Origin of the sequence: Collinsella sp. An268, from assembly GCF_002159765.1 — a bacterium.
Classification (GTDB): Bacteria; Actinomycetota; Coriobacteriia; order Coriobacteriales; family Coriobacteriaceae; genus Coprousia.
On record NZ_NFJH01000005.1, the window covers coordinates 116860 to 136709 of the forward strand.

At 66.2% G+C, this 19850-nt stretch carries 17 protein-coding genes; 6 read left to right on the forward strand and 11 right to left on the reverse strand.

Translation table 11 applies throughout. The features are described from left to right. The first annotated feature begins 93 nt into the window (after positions 1-93). A complete protein-coding gene (locus B5F70_RS05680; protein WP_087204595.1) occupies positions 94-1311 on the forward strand; it encodes an amidohydrolase in 1218 nt (405 codons plus the stop codon). A 155-nt stretch (positions 1312-1466) separates the two neighbouring features. Further along, positions 1467-4856 carry a LamG-like jellyroll fold domain-containing protein gene (locus tag B5F70_RS05685; RefSeq protein ID WP_087204596.1) on the forward strand — a complete coding sequence of 1130 codons (3390 nt, stop codon included), beginning with the start codon at positions 1467-1469 and terminating at the stop codon, positions 4854-4856. A gap of 140 nt (positions 4857-4996) precedes the next feature. Here the strand turns inward: B5F70_RS05685 and B5F70_RS05690 are convergent, their stop codons facing one another. From B5F70_RS05690 to B5F70_RS05720, 7 genes are all read right to left on the reverse strand, one after another. Next, positions 4997-5830, reverse strand: a complete 834-nt coding sequence (locus B5F70_RS05690) for a MetQ/NlpA family ABC transporter substrate-binding protein (RefSeq protein ID WP_087204597.1) — start codon at positions 5828-5830, stop codon at positions 4997-4999. 71 nt (positions 5831-5901) lie between these two features. After that, positions 5902-6588 carry a methionine ABC transporter permease gene (locus B5F70_RS05695; RefSeq protein ID WP_087204598.1) on the reverse strand — a complete coding sequence of 229 codons (687 nt, stop codon included), beginning with the start codon at positions 6586-6588 and terminating at the stop codon, positions 5902-5904. Continuing rightward, on the reverse strand, positions 6581-7330 hold the full coding sequence (locus B5F70_RS05700; RefSeq protein ID WP_087204599.1) for a methionine ABC transporter ATP-binding protein: 750 nt from the start codon (positions 7328-7330) through the stop codon (positions 6581-6583). Before B5F70_RS05700 ends, B5F70_RS05695 begins: the two co-directional genes overlap by 8 nt. Positions 7331-7673: 343 nt before the next feature. Then, positions 7674-8249 (reverse strand): Asp23/Gls24 family envelope stress response protein, encoded by a 576-nt coding sequence (locus B5F70_RS05705; protein ID WP_087204600.1) that lies wholly within the window; start codon positions 8247-8249, stop codon positions 7674-7676. Positions 8250-8321: 72 nt separating this feature from the next. Then, complete coding sequence (locus B5F70_RS05710; protein ID WP_241145915.1) at positions 8322-8723, reverse strand: DUF2273 domain-containing protein; 402 nt, start codon at positions 8721-8723, stop codon at positions 8322-8324. Further along, the gene (gene amaP, locus B5F70_RS05715; RefSeq protein ID WP_143753929.1) at positions 8713-9258 is read right to left on the reverse strand and encodes an alkaline shock response membrane anchor protein AmaP; all 546 of its coding nucleotides are present in this window, start codon (positions 9256-9258) and stop codon (positions 8713-8715) included. The genes B5F70_RS05710 and amaP overlap by 11 nt, the downstream gene beginning before the upstream one ends. 139 nt (positions 9259-9397) lie before the next feature. After that, positions 9398-10204 carry a YebC/PmpR family DNA-binding transcriptional regulator gene (locus B5F70_RS05720; RefSeq protein ID WP_087204602.1) on the reverse strand — a complete coding sequence of 269 codons (807 nt, stop codon included), beginning with the start codon at positions 10202-10204 and terminating at the stop codon, positions 9398-9400. Between the two features lie 457 nt (positions 10205-10661). Here B5F70_RS05720 and B5F70_RS05725 point away from each other — a divergent pair, with 457 nt between their 5' ends. Genes B5F70_RS05725 through B5F70_RS05735 form a run of 3 tightly spaced genes read left to right on the forward strand, consistent with a single transcriptional unit; the run spans position 10662 to position 14917 of the window. Further along, entirely contained in the window at positions 10662-13565 is a 2904-nt protein-coding gene (locus B5F70_RS05725) for a cation-transporting P-type ATPase (RefSeq protein ID WP_087204603.1), read from the forward strand. A gap of 26 nt (positions 13566-13591) precedes the next feature. Continuing rightward, positions 13592-14245 carry a TrkA family potassium uptake protein gene (locus tag B5F70_RS05730; protein WP_087204604.1) on the forward strand — a complete coding sequence of 218 codons (654 nt, stop codon included), beginning with the start codon at positions 13592-13594 and terminating at the stop codon, positions 14243-14245. 12 nt (positions 14246-14257) lie between these two features. After that, a complete protein-coding gene (locus tag B5F70_RS05735; RefSeq protein ID WP_087204605.1) occupies positions 14258-14917 on the forward strand; it encodes a TrkA family potassium uptake protein in 660 nt (219 codons plus the stop codon). Between the two features lie 173 nt (positions 14918-15090). On the opposite strand, the gene lgt is transcribed toward B5F70_RS05735, so the two are convergent. From lgt to B5F70_RS05755, 4 genes are all read right to left on the reverse strand, one after another. Continuing rightward, on the reverse strand, positions 15091-15909 hold the full coding sequence (gene lgt / locus B5F70_RS05740; protein WP_087204606.1) for a prolipoprotein diacylglyceryl transferase: 819 nt from the start codon (positions 15907-15909) through the stop codon (positions 15091-15093). Positions 15910-15918: 9 nt separating this feature from the next. Beyond that, positions 15919-16209 (reverse strand): NifU family protein, encoded by a 291-nt coding sequence (locus B5F70_RS05745; protein ID WP_087204607.1) that lies wholly within the window; start codon positions 16207-16209, stop codon positions 15919-15921. A 342-nt stretch (positions 16210-16551) separates the two neighbouring features. Next, positions 16552-16995 carry a hypothetical protein gene (locus B5F70_RS05750; RefSeq protein ID WP_087204608.1) on the reverse strand — a complete coding sequence of 148 codons (444 nt, stop codon included), beginning with the start codon at positions 16993-16995 and terminating at the stop codon, positions 16552-16554. A gap of 117 nt (positions 16996-17112) precedes the next feature. After that, entirely contained in the window at positions 17113-18864 is a 1752-nt protein-coding gene (locus B5F70_RS05755; RefSeq protein ID WP_087204609.1) for an OPT/YSL family transporter, read from the reverse strand. 114 nt (positions 18865-18978) lie between these two features. Here B5F70_RS05755 and B5F70_RS05760 point away from each other — a divergent pair, with 114 nt between their 5' ends. After that, positions 18979-19782 (forward strand): type III pantothenate kinase, encoded by an 804-nt coding sequence (locus tag B5F70_RS05760; protein ID WP_087204610.1) that lies wholly within the window; start codon positions 18979-18981, stop codon positions 19780-19782. Positions 19783-19850 lie beyond the last annotated feature (68 nt).

Sequence of the window (19850 nt, forward strand, 5' to 3'; positions counted from 1 at the left end):
TCCACGAGATGACGCGGCGCCAGGACACCGCCGCGGGTGCGGTGCCGGCGCCTGACGTACTATAGAGCCGATACGCAACCGAGAGGAGACGCCATGGCGGACACGCACGAGACGGCGCGCATCCAAAGCGCGGTACACGACATCGAGCCCCACATTATCGAGCTGCGCCGCCACTTCCACGCGCACCCCGAGCTCAGTCTCGAGGAGGTCGAGACCACGCGGGCCATCGCCGCCGAGCTCGACCGCATGGGCATCCCCTATGAGCGCCCCACCGCGACGGGGCTCATCGCCACGCTCCGCGGGACGGCCCCCGACGCCTACGACGCGTCCGGGGCTCCCCGGCGGCGCCTCCTCATGCGGGCCGACATAGACGCCCTGCCCGTCACCGAGAAGACGGGAGAGCCTTTTGCCAGCCGGAACCCCGGCGTCATGCACGCCTGCGGGCACGACTGCCACACCGCGATGCTTCTGGGCGCCCTCCGCGTGCTCGCGCAGATGACCGACGCGCTCCACGGCGAGATCCGCGCCGTCTTCCAACCCTCGGAGGAAAACGGCCGGGGCGCGGCGTCGATGATCGACGCCGGCGCGGCAGACGGTGTCGACGGCGCCTTTGCCATGCACGTATGGAGCGAGATCGACGCCGGCCTCATCTCGTGCGAGCCAGGCCCGCGCATGGCCAACGTCGATTGGTTCCGCGTCGACGTGCGCGGCACCTCCTGCCACGGCGCCATGCCGCAGCGCGGCGCCGACGCCGTGGTGGTCGCCGCCGAGATAGCCAACGCGCTCCAGACCATCGTGAGCCGCGACGTCTCCCCCTTCGAGCCCGCCGTCGTCACCATCGGGGAGCTCCACGCGGGAACCGCGCGCAACGTCATCGCCGGCGAGGCCTATCTCGCAGGCACGGTGCGCACCTACGGCAAGCGCACGCACGACGCCATGCCCGAGCTCATCAAGCGCATCTGCGTGCACACGGCCGCGGCGCTCGGCGCCGAGGCGGAGCTTACCGAGTACACCGTCGCCCACCCCGCCGTGGTAAACGACGAGCGCGCCGCCGCCCGCTGCCGCCGCGCCGTCAAGCGCGTGCTCGGCCCTGAGGCCGTCGGCAGCTACCGGGGCACGCTCTCCGGCGAGGATTTCTCGCTCTTTCTCGAGCGCGTGCCCGGCGTGCTCGCGTTTGTGGGCGTGCGCAACCCCGCCGTCGGCGCCACGTTTGCCCAGCACTCGTGCTTCTATCGCGTCGACGAGTCGGTGCTCGCCCGAGGCACGGCGCTCGCCTGCCAATATGCCGTGGACTTCCTTACCGCGAGATGACGCCCGCTGACCGAACGATAACGCATGCCGCAAAACCCTTAACAAGCAGCATCCATCGTTGACGAAACGATGGCGCACGCGCGCCTGCCCCTTGACGTCCGTCTCGCACAATCTGGATGGCCGTGTAAACGGATCAACCAGACAAGGAGTGGTATATGGAACAGCACCTCGCTCATGAGGGCGTGTCGCGGCGCGGTCTCCTCAAGCTCGTGATGACGGCGGGCCTGGGGCTTGCGGCAGCGGGCACCGTCGACCCCGTCTTTGCCTACGCGGACGGACAGGGCCTGTCGCGCGACGGCGTGAAGGCGCGCTTCTTCATCGGCAGCGACCTGCATATCAACAACAACACGGGCGCCGAGCCGCGCGATGCGGACAAGAAGCTGCAGTTTGCCTTCGATACGGCTTACGCACTCGACCCCGAGCTCGACGCGTTCTGCCTGGTGGGCGACCTTACCGACAACGGCAACAAAGGCCAGTACACGCGCCTCATGTCGCTCATCAACGACGGCGCGCACAACACAGGCTATGCCAACGGAACGGGCCGCACCCAGATGATCCTCTGCCAGGGCAACCACGAGACGTACGACCCCGGCGTGGCGGCCGCCCCCGAGCGCTTCAAGCTGTACACCGGGCAGGAGGCTACCAGGGTGGTCGACGTCAACGGCGTCACGGTGATTACCATGGGGCCTGCGGAAAACGGCTCCGGCGACGGCGACTACCGCCCGCACTTCGATTGGTTTGCCGAGCAGCTCGCAACGCAGGTGGACAACACCACCGAGCCCTTCCTCGTTCTCACGCATCACCAGATGCGCGGCTCCAGCTACACCTCGCCCGAATGGCACGGCAACTTTGGCCAGGGTGAGGAGAGCGACTTCCAGGAGCTCATGGCCAGGTACCCCAACCTCATCCAGGTCTCGGGCCACAGCCACGCCACGCTTGAGGACGAGCGCTCCATCAGCCAGGACCTCGGCTTTACCGCCATCCAGGACGCCACCATCGGCGCGTATTACGAGAACGAGACGGGTAAGGTCGACCCCGAGAGCGGCAACGGCGCCTCGGTTCCGCCGCAGTCGGCGGAGATCTACACGCCGGGCAGCTTCCGCCCGGAGGCTTCGCAGGCCGTGATCCTCGACTTCATGGAGAACGACACCGTCAAGGCCTACCGCATCTCGCTCGTGCGCGCCAAGGCCGAGACCGAGGGCAAGGGCGTCGTCTACCTGTACGAGCCGTGGATCATCGACCCCACCGACATGCAGGCGTACACCTCCGCCCGCACCTCGACCGCCGCGCCCGTATGGCCCGCCGACGCGGCCGTGACGGTGGACGAGGTCGCCCACACCTCTGCCAAGGTGCACTTCCCCACTGCACAGCCCGGCTCCGACCGGGGCGACGACATGGTGCACGAATACAAACTCGTCGCCACCGCCGATGACGGCTCGAGCGTGACGAAGCGCATCTTTAACGACTACTACCGTCCGGCCACCTACATCCGCAACACGTGGGACGTGCTCATAAACGGCCTTTCCGCCGAGACGACCTACACGCTCTCCGTGTACGCGCAGACCTCCTGGAACAAGGAGGTGGGCTCCGAGGGCGCCGGCACCTGGGCCGACAGCGCGGGCCCCGCAGCGAACTCCACCTCGGTCGCACTCGTTTCCGCGCCCTTTACCACCGCCGCCCAGCCTGCGAGCCCGCGCGCGATCCTCGATATCGACTACCGTACCGGCTCGAACGAGGACACCATGGGTCATACCGCCACCTTTGAGGCCGGCCCCGCCGTCGTCTCGGACGAGGAGCTCGGCTATACGGTGCTGGAGGCAGACGGGCATGCCGGTTGGGGCTACCAGCTTGAGGGCACCGATTACGAGGCTTTTGTGGGCGCCTCGACGCACGAGTGCCTCTTCAAGCTCGTCGACAACCAGACCGACCAGTGCCTCTTCTCAAACCAGCAATCCGCAGGCGCGGGCTTTGAGGTGGAGAACGGCCAGATTGAGTTCTGGTACAACGACCAGGCGCGCCACATCATCGGCGCCCCCGTCGAGACCGGCACGTGGGTGCACGCCATCGCCACCTACGACGGCACCAACGTCACGCTCTACGTCAACGGCGAGCAGGTCGCCCAAGAGAGCGCCGGCACCATGACCGTGCCGAGCCCCAACCGCTATTACGTCTGCTCTGACGTGAGCACGTCCAACACGCCCGAGATCTGCGCCGCAGCGGGCACGCGCGTCGCCTTTGCCCGTCTCTTCCCCTATGCCATGACGGCGGGGCAGGTATCAACCGCCTTCGCCGCGAGCAAGCTCGCCCCGGCACCGGCGAAACTCCTCGACGTCGATTTTGCCGCATGCGAGACCGGCGCCGATGTGGAGGACGCCGCCGGCCACGCCGCTGTGCACCCCGAGCTCGCCGCCACCGCGTCCCTCGTCTTTGACGAGAAGCTCGGCCAGAACGTCTTTGCCTGCGACGGCGTGAGCGCCTTTGGCTTTGCGTTTACCGAGGACGACTACACCTACCTGGGCAACGAGCACGCCCTCGAGTGCGTGTTCATGGCTCACGACCTCGATACCGACCAGTGCTTCATCTCCAATCAGCAGAACTCGGGCGACGGTCTGGAGATCGCTGGGGACGGCGACACCCACGGCAAGATGGCCTTCTGGTTCAATTCCAACGGCTCAGGCACACCCAAGCCCGCCGGCGCCGTGAGCGCCGACGTCTGGCACCACGCCATCGGCGTCTATGCCTGCGGCAAGGTGCGCCTGTATATCGACGGCAAGCTGTGCGAGGAGCTCGAGGCCCAGGGCGGTCTTGAGGTGCCGCCCGCGAACTGCCGCAACTACTATGTGGGCGCAGACGTCTACACCGGCGGCGGGGCGCAGATCTTCACCCAGCCCGGTTCCAAGATCGCCCGTGCGGCCATTCTCGCCAAAGCCCCCTCGCGCGAGGAGATCGCCCAGCTGGCAGCGGGCTTCCCGCTCGACCCCAACGCACCCGAGCCCGTCGACAAGACGGCACTTGCCGAGGCCGTGGACGCGTCGGCCCAGCTTGTCGAGAGCGATTGGACGGCCGCCTCGTGGCAGGCGTTTGCAACCGCGCTCGCTGAGGCCAAGGCGGTGCTCGACGATACGGCATCCTCGCAGGAGGAGGTCGACGCCGCACTGAACGCACTCGAGAGCGCCAAGGCCAACCTCGTAAAGGCCTCCAGCGGCGGCACGGGCACAGGCGACGGAGGCAACACCGGCGCGGGTGACGGCGGCAACACCGGCGGCGGCAACACCGGCAGCGCCAACGGCGGCAACACCGGCACCGGCGGTCAGACCGGCGGCAACGGCGGCAGCGCCAACGGCGGCAACACCGGCTCGAAGAAGCCCTCGTCCAAGCTTCCCTCCACCGGTGACGCCTCGCTTCTGGCCGGCGGTATCGCGAGCCTTTTGGGCGCAACGACCCTCAGCGCCGGCCTGCTCGCCCTACGGCACCGCACCCCGCAGGCAACCGCGGGAGACGACCTCGCCCAAGCCCTGGCTGAGGACGATGACATCGACGCATAGCGTCCGTTTTACATCCGGCCGCGCAGGGCACCAGCGCGCATAGCAGCGGGGCGGCGACGGGATCGAACCCGTCGCCGCCCCGTTTGGCACGCTAAGCGCCCTTGACGATGCGGATGGTGTCCAGCCGGTCGCGCGCCACCTTAGAACGCCGCCTGCACGGAGTCGCCAAACGTCTCCTCGAGGTAGGCCTTGAAGTCCTCGGTCTGGAGCACCTGGACGAGCGCCGCGATGCACTCGTCGTCCTCGAGCTCGGGACGGGTGCAGATGACGTTCGCGTACTCCTCGGCGATGACCGCGGAATCAGCGCTCTCCTGCGCCACGGCATCGGCAAGCGAAAGGCCCGCGTCGATGGCGTAGTTGCCGTTGATGACGGCAAAGTCGACGTCGGCGAGCGTGGAGGGGAGCATGGCCGCCTCCTGCTCGGAGAACTGGATGTTGTGCGGGTTGTCCACGATATCGTTGGGGGTCGCCTCGAGCCCGGCGTCATCGGAGAGCGTGATCACACCCTGCTCCTGCAGAAGCAGCAACGCGCGGCCCTCGTTGGTGGGGTCGTTGGGGATGGAGATGGTGGCGCCGTCGGCAATCGCGGCGAGGTCCGTCGAGCGCCCCGCGAAGACGCCCATCGGCTCGAAGTGGATCTTGCCGGCGTTGACGAGGTCGGTGCCGTTCTCGGCGTTGTAGTTGTTGAGGTAGTTGATGTGCTGGAAGTAGTTGGCATCCAGGTCGCCGGACGTAACGTCCTGGTTGGGCTTGATGTAGTCGGTGTACTCCGTCACCTCGAGCGTGATGCCCTGCTCCTCAAGACGCGGCGCGACGAAGTCGGTCAGGATCTCGGCGTGCGGGCTCGGCGAGGCACCGATCTTGATGGTGCCGTGCTCGTGCGCGGCCTGGCCGCCGCAACCGGCGAGCGTCGAGGCGGCGAGCACCGCCGCGGAGGCGAAGAGGGAGCGGCGGGAAAGCGAGAAGTTCTGCATGATGATTCCTTTCAAGAAAAGCGATGGCTCTACGTTGTGGCAGACCGGACGGTACGACCGGTCGGGGATGCTCAGGAGCGCGCGGAGCGATGGTCCACCTTGCGCGCGAGGATATCGCACGCGCTCTGGATGATCTGGACGAGCACCACCAGGATGATGACGGCGGCGAGCATGACATCGGACTGGTAGCGATAGTACCCGTAGCGGATGGCGATATCGCCCAGACCGCCCGCGCCGACGGCACCGGCGATGGCCGTGTAGCCGAGGACGGAGATGAGGACGACGGCCACGCCGCGGACGATGGAGGGCAGCGCCTCGGGCAACAGCGCCGAGAACACGATGCGCGGTACGGAGGCACCGCAGGCCTCGACGGCCTCCACGCTCTCGCGCGGGACCTCTGCGAGCGACTGCTCGATCATGCGGGCGATGAAGGGCGAAGCCGAGAGCACGAGCGGCGGGATGGTGCCGAGAATACCCGAACCCGTCCCCATGATGAGGCGCGTGAACGGGATGATGAACACCATGAGCACGATGAACGGGAACGAGCGGAGGATGTTGACCACCCAACCGAGCACCGCGTTAAGCACCGGCAGCGGACGCAGCGACCCCGGGGCGGTGAGATAGAGCACCACGCCCAAGGCGAGGCCGATGATATAGGAGATGGCCGTCGGGACGAGCACCATGACGATGGTCGAGCCCGTGCCCTCGAGCAGAAGCTCGCCGTACTCGGCGATAAAGGCACCTACGGTATCAAGCATCCCAATCAACCCTTTCGAGCAGCACCTGCGCCGCATGCGAACGGGGGTTGGCGAAGACATCCGCCACGCTCCCCTGCTCCACCACGCGACCGTGCTCGACAACAGCAACGTTGCGGCAGATCTTCTCGACCACGCCCATGGAGTGGGTGATGACGATGATCGTGACGCCCGTCTGCCGGTTGATGTCGCGCAGGAGCTTTAAGATGGTATTCGTGCTCGCCGGGTCGAGGGCGCTCGTCGCCTCGTCGCAGAGGATGTACTCGGGATCGCACGCGAGCGCGCGGGCGATGGCGACGCGCTGCTGCTGCCCGCCGGAGAGCTGAGACGGATAGGACGATGCCTTGTCTTTGAGACCGACCATGTCGAGCAGCTCGAGAGCGCGCTCACGGTTGGCGGCCGTCACCTTGCCCGTCGCCGCCTTATACGGGAAGCACACGTTGGCGAGCACGGTCTTTTGCGAGAGCAGGCCGAAGTTCTGGAAGATCATGGCCACGCGGCGGCGATACGTGCGCAGCGCCGCCCCGGTAAGACCGGTGACATCCTGCCCATCGACGACGATGCTGCCCGACGTGGGCTGCTCGAGCAGGTTGATGCAGCGCACGAGCGTCGACTTGCCGGCACCGCTCATGCCGATGATGCCCATGATGTCGCCGTCGGCGATGGTCAGCGAGACGTCATCGAGCGCATGGGCCGTACCGGCAGCGCTCTCATACGTCTTGGTCAGGTGTTTGATTTCAATCACGGGGAAACTCCGCTCGATGAGGTGGTCTCAAACAGGCGAACAGCCTCCCGCCGGAGACTGTTTAACGAAGGCGCCCGGTCTTTCCCTGCACGCGGCTATCGCGCGGCATGACAAAGTGCCCGGGCGAGGGCATCTGCATGACCATCATCATCGTGATATGTGCGGAAGTCGTAATCATGGTGTTTAGGGTAACAGTGAGACAAGCCGAGTGCAACCCGCAAATGTTATCGGTTGGTTACGCCGCAGCGCACCGCAGCACCCCTCCCGCGACGCAAAACGGGCGCCCACCGCATCTAGGTGGGCGCCCGTCGCATGCCTTCGGCAGACGTGCCGTCAGAATAGGTTAGGCCGCGTTCTCGCGCGCCGCCTCCGCCTGCTTCTTGCTCGCGTTGTAGGCCTCGAGCGTCACAACGTCCTCGATGCGCAGGTTGATACCCGCCACCTCGAGGCCCGTCATGGCTGCCAAGCGCTCGGTCACGCGCTCCTTCACGTCCTCGAAAATCGCCGGCGCGTAGCAGCCGTACTCGATGATGACGGAGATGTTGACGATAACGCGGTTGTCATCGGTCACCTCGACGGTGACGCCCTTGGTAAGGTCCTTGGCGCCGAGCGTCTCCTGCACAAAGTGAATGAGATTCCCCTTCATGCCGAGTACGTGCGGCACCTCGCGCGTCGCCATGGCGACGATCTTCTCGATCACACCGTTTGAGTAGGTGAGGGAGTCCTCGGTGTCCTCGTACTCCTCATCCTCGGCGTCGTCGGCGGCATCATCTGCGGCAACGTCCTCTGGAGCCGCATCGTCGCCCGCCGGCTCCTCGCCGGCTACATCCGGCGCCGCCTCCGCGAGGACGTCCTTATCCTCTGCCGCGGCCTCGCCCGTCGTCTCAATGCTTGCCTGAAGCTCTTTCTCCTGCGCCATGAGGTACCCCTCTCGCGTTACCGGCCACAGGGCCGCATGAACCTACCTTACCGCCGCACCGCGCGGCGCGCGCTACCTCCCCCGGCCAAACAGGCGCGAAAAGAAGTTGACGATGCCATTATCCCCATCACGAATCTGGCCAATCACCGCACCGACAATCACAAAGACCGCGATGACGATGGTGTCCCACAAACCGATGGTCAGGATGAGGATGGCGAGCACAAGGCCCGCGAAGCCATATGCCACGGTGAAGGGATGCCGCTTGGCGTACACCCAGGCAGCCTCGCCGAACCCCTTCACAAAGCCGACGGCATCGCGAAAATCCTCGGAGGCCACCGCATCGCGCACCGCGTCGCCGGCTGCCTCCCAGCGGGATGCCGCCGCAGCCTCATCGGTATGTTCGTCGCCGGGAGCGTCGGTCTCGATAGAGAGCCGGGGTATGCGCGCCTGGCGCGCGTCATCCTTATCGCTCACGAGAAACCTCCTTGGTCACAACCGTGGTTTTAGCGGGAAGAAAGCGCACGAGCGCCGTCACGCCCGGGGTGCCGAGCGTCTTCTCGCACGCCCGCTCGATAGCGTCCTGCACGCGCTTGGCAAGAGGGGCGAGCTCCTCGTCCGTCAACGCGATGGCCTCAACGGTGAAACGCACCTGATCGTGGTCGCGCCCGAAGATGCGGCCGGTCACCGACTCGACCAGCACGCCCTCGCGCTCCGCCGCCGTCGTCGCCGTCGCCTTGAGGGCGGCGATGCTCACCTCGATATCTGGGTTACCGCCGGGATGGAGACAGACGGGCTCGCGCCGCGCCAAGAAGATGGCGAGCACCGTGATGAGGGCACCGAGGGCGAGGGCGACCAAGCAGACGGCCAGCACGACCTGCACGGCTGCGTTGTCGAGAAGCCGCTCGAAGCGCGCAGTGAACGGCCCGTAGGTGAGCCCCGTCACCAGACCCAGCACCACGATGGCGGCGAGCAGATACAGCAGGGCGCCTATCTTTTTGATGACGCGCACGGGCACACCTCCTCATCTGTTGCAGGTCTTGTGCTCGCCCTGCCGGGCGATACGGTCTGATTATACGCGAGCCGGGCCCGCGGCAGTGCGCCACAGGCCCGGCTCCATGCAGTTTGCCCTATGCGGTGCGCGGGAGCGCCTACTCCTCCTCGAGGGCGGCGATGACCTCGTCGGTCATATCCATCGTGCTGTAGACGTCCTGGACGTCGTCGAGCTCCTCGAGACGGTCAATCAGACGCTGCACCTTCTTGGCGTCGGCGGCGGAAACGGCGGTCGGGGTCGTCGGCACCATGGTGAGCTCGGAGCCCTTGACCTCGACGCCCTGCTCCTCAAGGCCCTTGGAGACGGCCATGAGGTCGCCGGGATTGGTCCAGACGATCCACTCCTCGCCGGCATCCTCGTAATCCTCGCCGCCCGCCTCGGCGACCGCCATCATGAACTCCTCCTCATCGCCGGCAGCGCCGTTGGCCATGAGGTTCTCCTTCTTGTCGTTGGGGTCGACGATCTGCTTGGCGACGACGACCTGGCCCTTGCGCTCGAACTGGAACGCCACGGAGCCGGTGGTGCCGAGGTTGCCGCCCGAGTGGCTGAAGGCGGAGCGCACGTCAGCCGCGGTGCGGTTGCGGTTGTCGGTCAGGCACTCGACGTAGACCGCCACGCCCGCGGGGCCGTAGCCCTCGTAGACGATGTTCTCGTACACGGCCGCGTCGGCACCGGCGCCAAACGCCTTGTCGATGGCAGACTTGATCTTGTCCTTGGGCATCGACTGGGCCTTCGCCTTGGCGACGGCGGCGGCGAGCGACGCGTTGTTATCGGGATTGGGGTCGTTGCCCAGGCGGGCCGCAACGGTGATGTTACGGGAGAGCTTGGAGAAGAGGGCCGAGCGCTTGGCGTCCTGAGCGCCCTTGCGATGCTTGGTGGTTGCCCATTTAGAATGTCCGGACATGCAAGACTCCTTCTATGTATTTGCGGCCACGGGGCGCTGAGGTGCCGAGCTGGCCCATTTGAGCATGAACTTTAGCATGATATACCGTTTGCGCGCACCGGTACAGTCCCGGCGCGCGCTGCCACGCAATATGCAAAGAGATCCGAGGCGGACGTGCGAGGCCGCCCGCCGGCGGCGGGGCCGCGTTGCCACCCGCTTCGCGCGGAGCGCGAGATCGCGCCGTTCACCGAAAAAAATTTGGGTGCCATCTCCCGTTATATACATTAGTGCTTTTTGTCAAAACCGCAGTTATATAGCATCAAACATCATTGTGATTGACACTTGCATGCGGGTTGACCATCGCCTAGGATACCGCGTCATCGCGACCCAACGCATCCGGAGGCGAGGTCGCGGCCGTGTAGTTTCTTTTTTTCTCGCCGTGCGGAGAGACCGCCGGCATGGGGAGAGGAGAGGTTTCATGGGAAGCCGCTTCGGCGCATCGCAGCCCGTGTATCGCGATGCGTCCACCGCGCCAAGGGAGGGCGCGGCAGAGCGGGATAGCAGGCGCGAGGACGCCGACCCGCTCGATTCCATCCGCAAACAGACAATCGACCAGGTACTATCGGAACTCGGTTCAAGCCGTGAAGGCCTCGCGTCCGAAGAGGCCGGCTCGCGCCAGCAAACGGCGGGCAAGAACCTCATCGAGAGCGCGAAGAAGCGATCGCCTCTTTTAGCGTTCCTCTCAAACTTTACGCACCTTATGGCCGTCCTGCTTTGGGTCGCCGGCTCCATCGCCTTTTTGGCCGGCATGCCCGAGCTCGGTGTCGCCGTATGGCTGGTAAACATCATCAACGGCGTCTTCAGCTTCTGGCAGGAGCATCGCGCGAGCCAAGCGACCGAGGCCTTAAAGAAGATGCTCCCCGCCTACGCCACCGTCATCCGCGATGGGCAGGAGCAAAAAATCCTCGCTGAGGATCTTGTCCCCGGCGATGTGATGCTTCTCGCCGAGGGAGACAAGATCTCGGCTGACGCGCGCGTCATTCAGAGCTCTGACCTGCAGGTAAACCAGTCGACGCTAAACGGCGAGTCCACCCCGTCGCGCAAGACGGCCGATGCCGTGCTCGAAGAGGGGCTCTCCGCAGCCGAGATCCCCAACCTCGTCTTCGCCGGTACGAGCGTGTCGGAGGGCAACGGGCGCGCCGTGGTCTTTCGCATCGGCATGGCGACCGAGTTTGGCAAGATCGCCAGCCTGACGCAGAACATGGAGGCCGCCGAGAGCCCGCTCACGCGCGAGCTGAATCGCCTGACCAAACAGGTCACCGTCTTCGCCATGTGCATGGGCATCGCGTTTTTCCTGCTGAGCATGCTGGTGGTGAAAGAGCCGTTTGCGAGCTCGTTCATCTTTGCGCTCGGCATGGTCGTCGCCTTTATTCCTGAGGGGCTCCTGCCCACGGTGACGCTATCGCTCGCTATGGCAGTGCAACGCATGAGTACGAGAAACGCCCTCGTCAAGAAGCTCGACTCCGTCGAGGCGCTCGGCTCCACCAGCGTTATCTGCACCGACAAGACGGGCACGCTCACGCAAAACGAGATGACCGTGAACCACTTGTGGACCGCAACGCGCGAATACGAGATCAGCGGCGTCGGCTACGAGCCGCAAGGCACCATCGAGGCTGAGGGGCGCAGCTGGCGCGCCGTTGACGACGCCGACCTCGAGCTTCTGCTAGAAGGGGGACTTCTCTGCGGTAACGCGCGCCTCGCCGCACCCGAGACCGAGGGCGGCCGCTGGGAGGTCTACGGCGACCCGACGGAGGCGTGCCTCATCGTCTCCGCAGCGAAAGGCGGTATCGACCGCGCCGAGCTCGAAAAACGCATGCCGCGCATCAAGGAGCTCCCCTTTGAGAGCCGGCGCAAGCGCATGACGACGGTGCATGCCCTCGAACACCCCGTCGACGGGGCCCGACGCCTGGCGTTTGTGAAAGGCGCCCCCAATGAGGTCGTCCGGCTTTCCACCAAGGTGCGCCGAAACGGCAAAACCGTCGAGCTCGACGAGGCGACGCGCACGCGCATCATGGCGGCAAACGACACCTATGCGGCCGACGGCCTGCGCGTGCTTGCCGTAGCGTACCGCCCGCTCGATGGCATCGACGCCGATGCCGACATCCCGGCGAGCTTGAGCGACTACGATCCCGACACCATCGAGCGCAACCTCACCTTCGTGGGACTCGAGGTCATGATGGACCCTCCGCGCCCGGAGGTGGCGGCAGCCGTGGCAGAGTGCCGCCGCGCGGGCATCCGCATCGTCATGATTACCGGCGACTACGGCCTCACCGCCGCAAGTATCGCCCGGCGACTCAAGATTGTAGAGGGAGACGACGTCTCGGTCATCTCGGGCTTTGAGCTCGCGCATATGGACGACGAAGAACTCAAGCGCCGTCTTGCCGGGCAGGTGGTATTCGCCCGCATGGCGCCCGAGCAAAAGCTCCGTGTGGTGACGGCCCTTCAGGAAATGGGCGAGATCGTGGCCGTGACCGGCGACGGCGTGAACGACGCGCCGGCACTCAAGAAAGCCGACATCGGCGTCGCCATGGGCATCACGGGCACCGACGTGGCGAAGGAGGCGGCGGACATGATCCTCACCGACGACAACTTCGCCTCCATCGTCGCCGCCATCGAGGAGGGGCGCGCCGTCTACAGCAACATCCGCAAGTTCCTTCTCTACATCCTGAACTCCAATGCACCTGAGGCCGTGCCGTCAGCCGTGTACCTGCTCTCCGGCGGCGCCGTGCCGCTGCCGCTCACCACGATGCAGATTCTTACGATCGACCTCGGCACCGATATGCTGCCCGCCCTCGGCCTCGGCACCGAGCCTCCCGAGGACGCCATCATGGACCAGCCCCCGCGCGATCCCCACGAGCGCCTGCTCAACCGCCATGTGCTGGTAAAGGCATTCCTCTGGTACGGCCTTATGGCATCGATCGCTGCGATGGCGGGCTACCTCGTGGTGAACCTGCTGAACGGCTGGGTGCCCGGCATGCCCCTCTTCGGTGTGGGCGATGACACCGACCCCGTCTACATCCAAGCGACGACCATGACGCTTGCGGGCATCGTCTTCGCACAGATCGGGCAGGTCATGAATTGCCGCACGGAGCGCACGTCCGTCCTCAAGATCGGCCTGTTCTCCAACCGCCGCATCTTGGTCGGCATCGTGTTCGAGGTGGCGCTCATCGTATTCCTCACGATGTTCCCGCCGCTTCAGGCCGTGTTCCACACCGCGCCGCTCGGTTGGCAGGATTACGCGTTCCTCTGCTGCATCCCGCCCGTCGTCTTTGTCATCGAGGAGGCGCGCAAGGCATGGCTTCGCCGGCGCGCCCGCCGTTAAGCCCCGTCTATAGGGAGGAGACCCTTATGAACGTCATCATCGTAGGCATCGGCTTTATGGGCACGGGCCTTGCCCAGCGCCTCATCCATCAGGGATTCGCCGTAACCGCCGTCGACCAAAACCAGGCCTCGCTCGACGCCCTCGGCACCGATTTTCCCGGCAGGCGCGTATGCGGTGTGGGCTTTGACCGCACCGTGCTCGAGCGCGCCGGCATCGAGCGCACGGACGCCGTCGTCTCGTGCATGGGGTCCGACGAAGCCAACATCGTGGTCGCCCATGTTGCCCGCTCGACCTTCCGCGTGCCCCGCGTCATCGCGCGCCTGCACGACCTTTCCAAGGCGGACACCTACCGCCGCCTCAACATCCAGACGATATCCCCCAACGCCTGGGGCATCGCCCGCACCGCCGAGCTTCTCACCTACCACCACCTCGACAACGTGTACGAGGTGGGCTCTGGCGACGTGGTCTTGGTGCGCGCCGACGTACCGGCGCTGCTCGACGGCACCACGGTGCGCGAGCTCACCGCACTCGGCGAGGTGCAGATCGTGAGCGTTTCCCGTGACAACGAGACGTTTATCCCCACGCAGGGCACCGTGCTCTCCGACGGCGACATCGTCTACGCCGCCGTCGCCACGAGCGCCGCGCGCAAGTTCAAGCAGATGTTCGGCATCGCCGCATAAGGAGGACGCATCATGCAGATCATCATCGTGGGCGGCGGCAAGACCGGTTCGCACCTGGCCGCACGCCTTACCGACGACGGCGCCGCCGTCACCGTTATCGAGAACCGCCCCGAGGCAGCGCAGCGCGTGCGCACCGCCTGCCCCGCCGCCACCGTCATCGAAGGCTCCGGCGCCGACCCGCGCGTCCTCGAGCGCGCCGGCGTCCATATGGTGGACGCCGTCGCCGCCGTCACGGGCGAAGACGAGGTCAATCTCGTGGTCTCACTGCTCGCCAAGATGGAATTCTCTGTCCCGCGCGTCGTCGCCCGTGTCAACAGCCCCGCCAACGCCTGGATGTTCACCCCGGCAAACGGCGTGGATGTGGGCGTGAACCAGGCAGAGATCACCGCGCGCTTCATCATGGAGGGCATGAACGCCCGCGATGTCTACACGCTCATGCGCCTCGGGCGTGACGACCACCGCATCGTGCAGGTGACGGTTGCCTCCGGCGCGCGCGTGGCAGGGCGCGCCCTGCGCGACATCGCCTTCCCCGCGGAGACCATCGTGGTGGGTATCGACCACGAGGGCACGCTTGCCGTCCCCAACGGCGACACGGCGCTCGCCCCGGGCGACGAGGCCGTGCTCTTCACCACCGACGGCAGCACCGACGAGCTGCGCCGCCTGTTCTCGTAAGGATGCTCGGAACATACGGCGCGCACGCCCGCCTGCCGCGCGCGCCGTATAGGGGACGGGGCACGGAGGCTGCCGCGCATTCCGCACAAGACAGCCAGCGTGCCCCGTCCCCGTATCTATTCGTATATCCAGCCCCTGTTCCCAAGGGGACCGGTGCCGCAGGTATCGGTACGTCACCCCACGTAATCGCGCTGCTGGCGTTTGAGGCGCAGCGCGACGATCAGCACGGCGACGCCCGCGACCACGAGCGGCAAGCTCAAAAGCTGCCCCATGGTGATGACACCGCCCAACAGGTACCCGAGCTGCGCATCGGGTACGCGCACAAATTCGACCAAGATGCGCGCGGCACCGTACCCTATGAGAAAGATGCCGAGGAACGTCCCCTGCGGCAGCGTCGGCTTCTTGCGGCTCAAGAGATAGAGCACCAAAAAGAGGACCACGCCCTCGAGGGCCGCCTCGTAGAGCTGGCTCGGGTGACGGGGCACCTCGCCCGCCGCTCCGCCAAACACCACGCCCCACGGCAGGTCCGTGGGCTTGCCCCACAGCTCGCCGTTGACAAAGTTGGCGCAGCGTCCCAGTGCGAGCGCGATGGGCGCACCGATGACGGCGAGGTCGGCGATGGTCCAGGCGGAAAGCTTCATCGCACGGCAGGCGATGACGCCGCCCAAGATACCGCCCACCAGCCCCCCGTGGAAGCTCATGCCGCCGTGGTTGGTCATGATGATCTCGAGCGGGTGCGTCCAATAATAGCCGTCGCCGTAGAAGATGACGTAAAAGAGACGCGCACCCACAACGAGGCCGAAGAACACGCCGAAGACGACCATCGACAGGTCATCCGCCGAGATTGACAGCCCCCAACGGCGCTGCGTGCGCCACATGACCACCGCGGTGAGAAACGTCCCCACCACGTAGGCGAGGCCGTACCAGTAAATGGTGATGGGCCCCGCCGAGAACGCGACGGGGTCCAGCATCTGATAGAGATCATTGAGCACGGGAGGACCTTAGAACGGCGCGTACTCGTCGTAGAGGTCGGCCATGCCGTTCGCGCCGCCCGCAAGGTCGTTCACTGCGACGACGCGCGTCACGCCGGGCACGTTCTCCTTGAGCACGCGCTCGATACCCATCGAGAGGGTGAGCTGGCTCATGGGGCAGCCGGCGCAGTGGCCGGTGAGCTCGAGCGAGACCACACCGTCGTCATCCACGCCGTGGTACACCATGTCGCCGCCATCGGCCTGCAGGTTAGGACGAATCTGGTCGAGAACCTTGACCAGGAGTTCTTCGTTAACAGCCACGTAAGGGCTCCTTTCAAACGGAGGGGCGAGGGGCAAAATGCTGCCCCGCGAGTAACTGATGATACTACAAGGTGGTACCCAGGCGGGCGCGCACCATACGCGCGCCCGCACGATATGCAGAGCGCATGGAGGGGACGGCGCTTGAGGTTCGCGTAAGGTAGCGCCCGCACGATAGCGGTGTCGGCGCGGCGCACTTCTTCCTTCCCCGCCCCCGCGCCGATACGGCACCGGCGCCCGCCCAGACCAACTCTTCCCCAAAACGTGCGGCGGGCGCCTTGATCCGCCGTCCCTCGCGCATCTCCGTGCGACGCACCGGCGCCACAGGCAGAACCGGCCTCAGGCTCACCGCGTGTATTTCCACCCGGTATCGCGATGGGACCTCGCGCTCATCGGGCCAGAATGAGGGTAGGCATCCAGAATCCCCACCACGCTTGAGGCAGGCAGCGACCGGCGCGTATCCTCCATAACCTCCGGCTTCCAGGCGAAGGAGTCCGCCCTTGTCTGCCAGATGCTCGCGGCGGCACCTTTATAGGTAAGGCGCAGCACAAACCGACGGGCCACGGTGTAGCGCCGCCACTTCATAACCGAGAGCCCGTTCATAAAGGTCGTGAAATCAAAGGTGCCGCTGCCGTTGAGCGCCCACGCCTCGGGCATGACGCCCTCGTGCGTCTTGACTGGGACTACGGGCGCGGTGGCATGCACATAGAGCGAAGGGGCCTCGTAGGCGCGCGGCTCGTCTTCGAGCACGAGCGAGGCGATCTTGATCGCAACCGTTTCTGTAGGCATAGGGCCCCTTTCGTACGACAACGAAAGGGAGCATAGGAAGCGCGCCTTACCGGGACCTCAAGACGGCAGCGCACGCGCGGACCCGCAAGAAGTGTGCATACGGCGCGCAAGAAATCCTCACGCGAGAAGCCCCGTCGCAACCGAGGCGAACGCGATGATGACGCCGACGATGGACTCGCCGCCGAGCACGCCCGATGCCACGACGACGCCCGCCTCCTCGGCAGCATCCGCATCTGCCCCGCGCGCCGCCGCGACGCGGTCGTACACCCAGCGCATGACGGCACCCACCACGGTGGAGAAGGACATGTAGAACGGCAGGTACACGCCGAGCCCGACCATCATGGCCGGAATGCCCGCAAGATAGAGCGCGCAACCCGCCGCAAGCCCCGCCGCGAAGGCGGGCGCGCTGGGGACCCCGGCGACCATCGTGGCGACGACATTGGCCTGCGCCGCGACGAAGAGCGCGTCGGTGCCGAAGGCATCGGTGCCATATGCCGCCACAAGCGCCACCATGGCGGCGACCGCGACCACCGTGCCCAGAAGCGCACCGATAGCCTGGCCCACCCACAGGACGCGCGGATCGGCACCGATGATCTGGCCGGTCTTGAAGTCACTCATCACATCGCCCGCAAGACCGCACGCCACGGCGATAACGCCCGCCACAAAGAAGAGCTGCACCTGCGTGCTCGCCGAGAACGCGGCGACGAACAGCAGCACGATGAGACCGAAGATCTCCATGGGATCGATGCCCGACTGGCCGACGGACTGCGCGCTCATGGCGGCGGTCACGAACGAAAGGGCCACGATGACGACGCACACCGCCGGTTCCAACCTAAGGACGATACCGAGAACGAGGGCCGCGGCAGCGACCATCAAGGCGAGCAGGCCGCGGGGCGCAGTGGGTGCGGGGGACGCGGGGTCCGCCTCCCCGCAGGTTCCGCACGAGCCGGAGGCGCCGGTGGCGCCTCCGTGCGAGCTCAGGACTGTCCGCAGCGGGGAGACGGACCCCGCGTCCCCCGCACCGTCATGAGCGCGCGCGAAAACATGCCGGCGCGCAAGGGGCAGCACGACGTCCTTCACCACCACGCCTGCACCGGAGCCCATCATGAGCCCCATGCCGAGGCTCGACACGATACCCTGCGCCGTCGGCACGTCGGCAAGCCCCAGCGCAGTGCCGCCCGCCACGATGCCGAGCCAGCCCACCGCCGCACCGATCGCCCACCAGATGATGGAGCGCCTGCCCGCGAGAAAGCCCACCGCCCAGCGCATGGGCGACAACTGGAGCCCCATCGCCACGCCGGGCACGCCGAGCTGTCCCACAAGTGACGGAATGAACCCCAAGACATCGCGTGCCACGCACCAGATGCCCGCAACAGCCATCGACCCAAAGAGCCTCTTGCCCGTCGCTCCCCCATCGCGGCTCGCCAGAAGCGTCTCCGCCGCCGCCGTGCCGATGGGGTACTCGAGATCCGACTCCTCTACAAAGCGACGCCGGATAACCGCCGTGCACACCAGGCCGAGCAGCGTTCCCGCGAGCGCTACGCCGAGCATCTCGCCCACGCTCACCTCATCTGCCGCGCCCAAGATCCACACCCCGGGTATGGTAAAGGCAAGGCCTCCCGCCACCATGGAGCCGGCGGACATGATGACCTGCGTGATATTCGCTTCGTTAAGACTCGTCCGACCGACCGCGCGCAACAGCACGAGGGCCGTGATGGACGTGAAGATCGTCGGCCAGGGGAGCGATCCCATCTTAAGTGCGGTGTAGACCGACGAGGCCGTGATGATGACGCAGCCCACGCAGCCGATGAGAATACCGGCGACCGAGAGCTGCCCGCGCAGAACCCTGCGCACGGGCTGATCTTGCATACGTTGTCCCTTCGTATATCCGCTCCCCCTCAAACGGGGAGTCGGGTTACGGCAGTCTCGTCAGTATACAATGGGTTCGCACCGCCCGAAACCCCTATGTGCCCCGGAGGCCCGATGTCCGAGACGCCATGCCACATCCTCACCGTCGATGTGGGCAACACCACCACCCGCCTAGGGCTCTTCGCCCTCGCCGACAGCGCCGATAAGACACCTCGCCCGCTTCGCACCTGCGACCTCACCACGCCGCCGCGCATCACGACCGACGAGGTGCGCATCCAGCTCATCCAGGCGCGCGCTGTGCTGGGCGACGCCCCGCTCGCCGGCGCGATCCTCTCCTGCGTGGTGCCCGCCCTGACCGACACCTGGCGCCGTGCCCTGACCGATATCGCCCCCGCGCGCCCCCTCGTGGTGGGGCCGGGCCTTAAAAGCGGCATGCGGCTCAGCTACGACAACCCTTCCGAGGTAGGACCCGACCGCATCGCCGACGCCGTCGCCGCGCGCGCCATCTGGGGCGCCCCCGCCATCATCGTCGACCTTGGCACCACCACCAATGTGGAGGTCATCGACCAGACCGGCGCCTTTGCGGGCGGCATCATCGCACCCGGCATCGCACTCGGGGCCCGCGCGCTCGCCGAGGCCGCCGCGCGCCTGCCGCAAATCGAACTCCGGGCACCCCGGCGCCTCATCGGTACGAGCACCCGCTCCGCCATGCAGTCGGGCGTCGTTTTTGGCGAGGTCGCCCGCATCGACGGGTTGCTCGACGGCATCGTCGCCGAGCTCGGCTGCCCGGCGCCCGTCATCCTCACGGGAGGGGACGCCGCGCGCATCGCACCGCTCCTGCGCCACGAGGCCACTGTCGACACCGACCTCACCCTGCGCGGGCTCACCCTCCTCTGGCAGCGCAACCAGCGCGCCTAGGCGCCGTCCGGGCAAGTATCGCGTATACGCAGACGGGGCCCCGCACATGAGGTGCGGGGCCCCGTCGC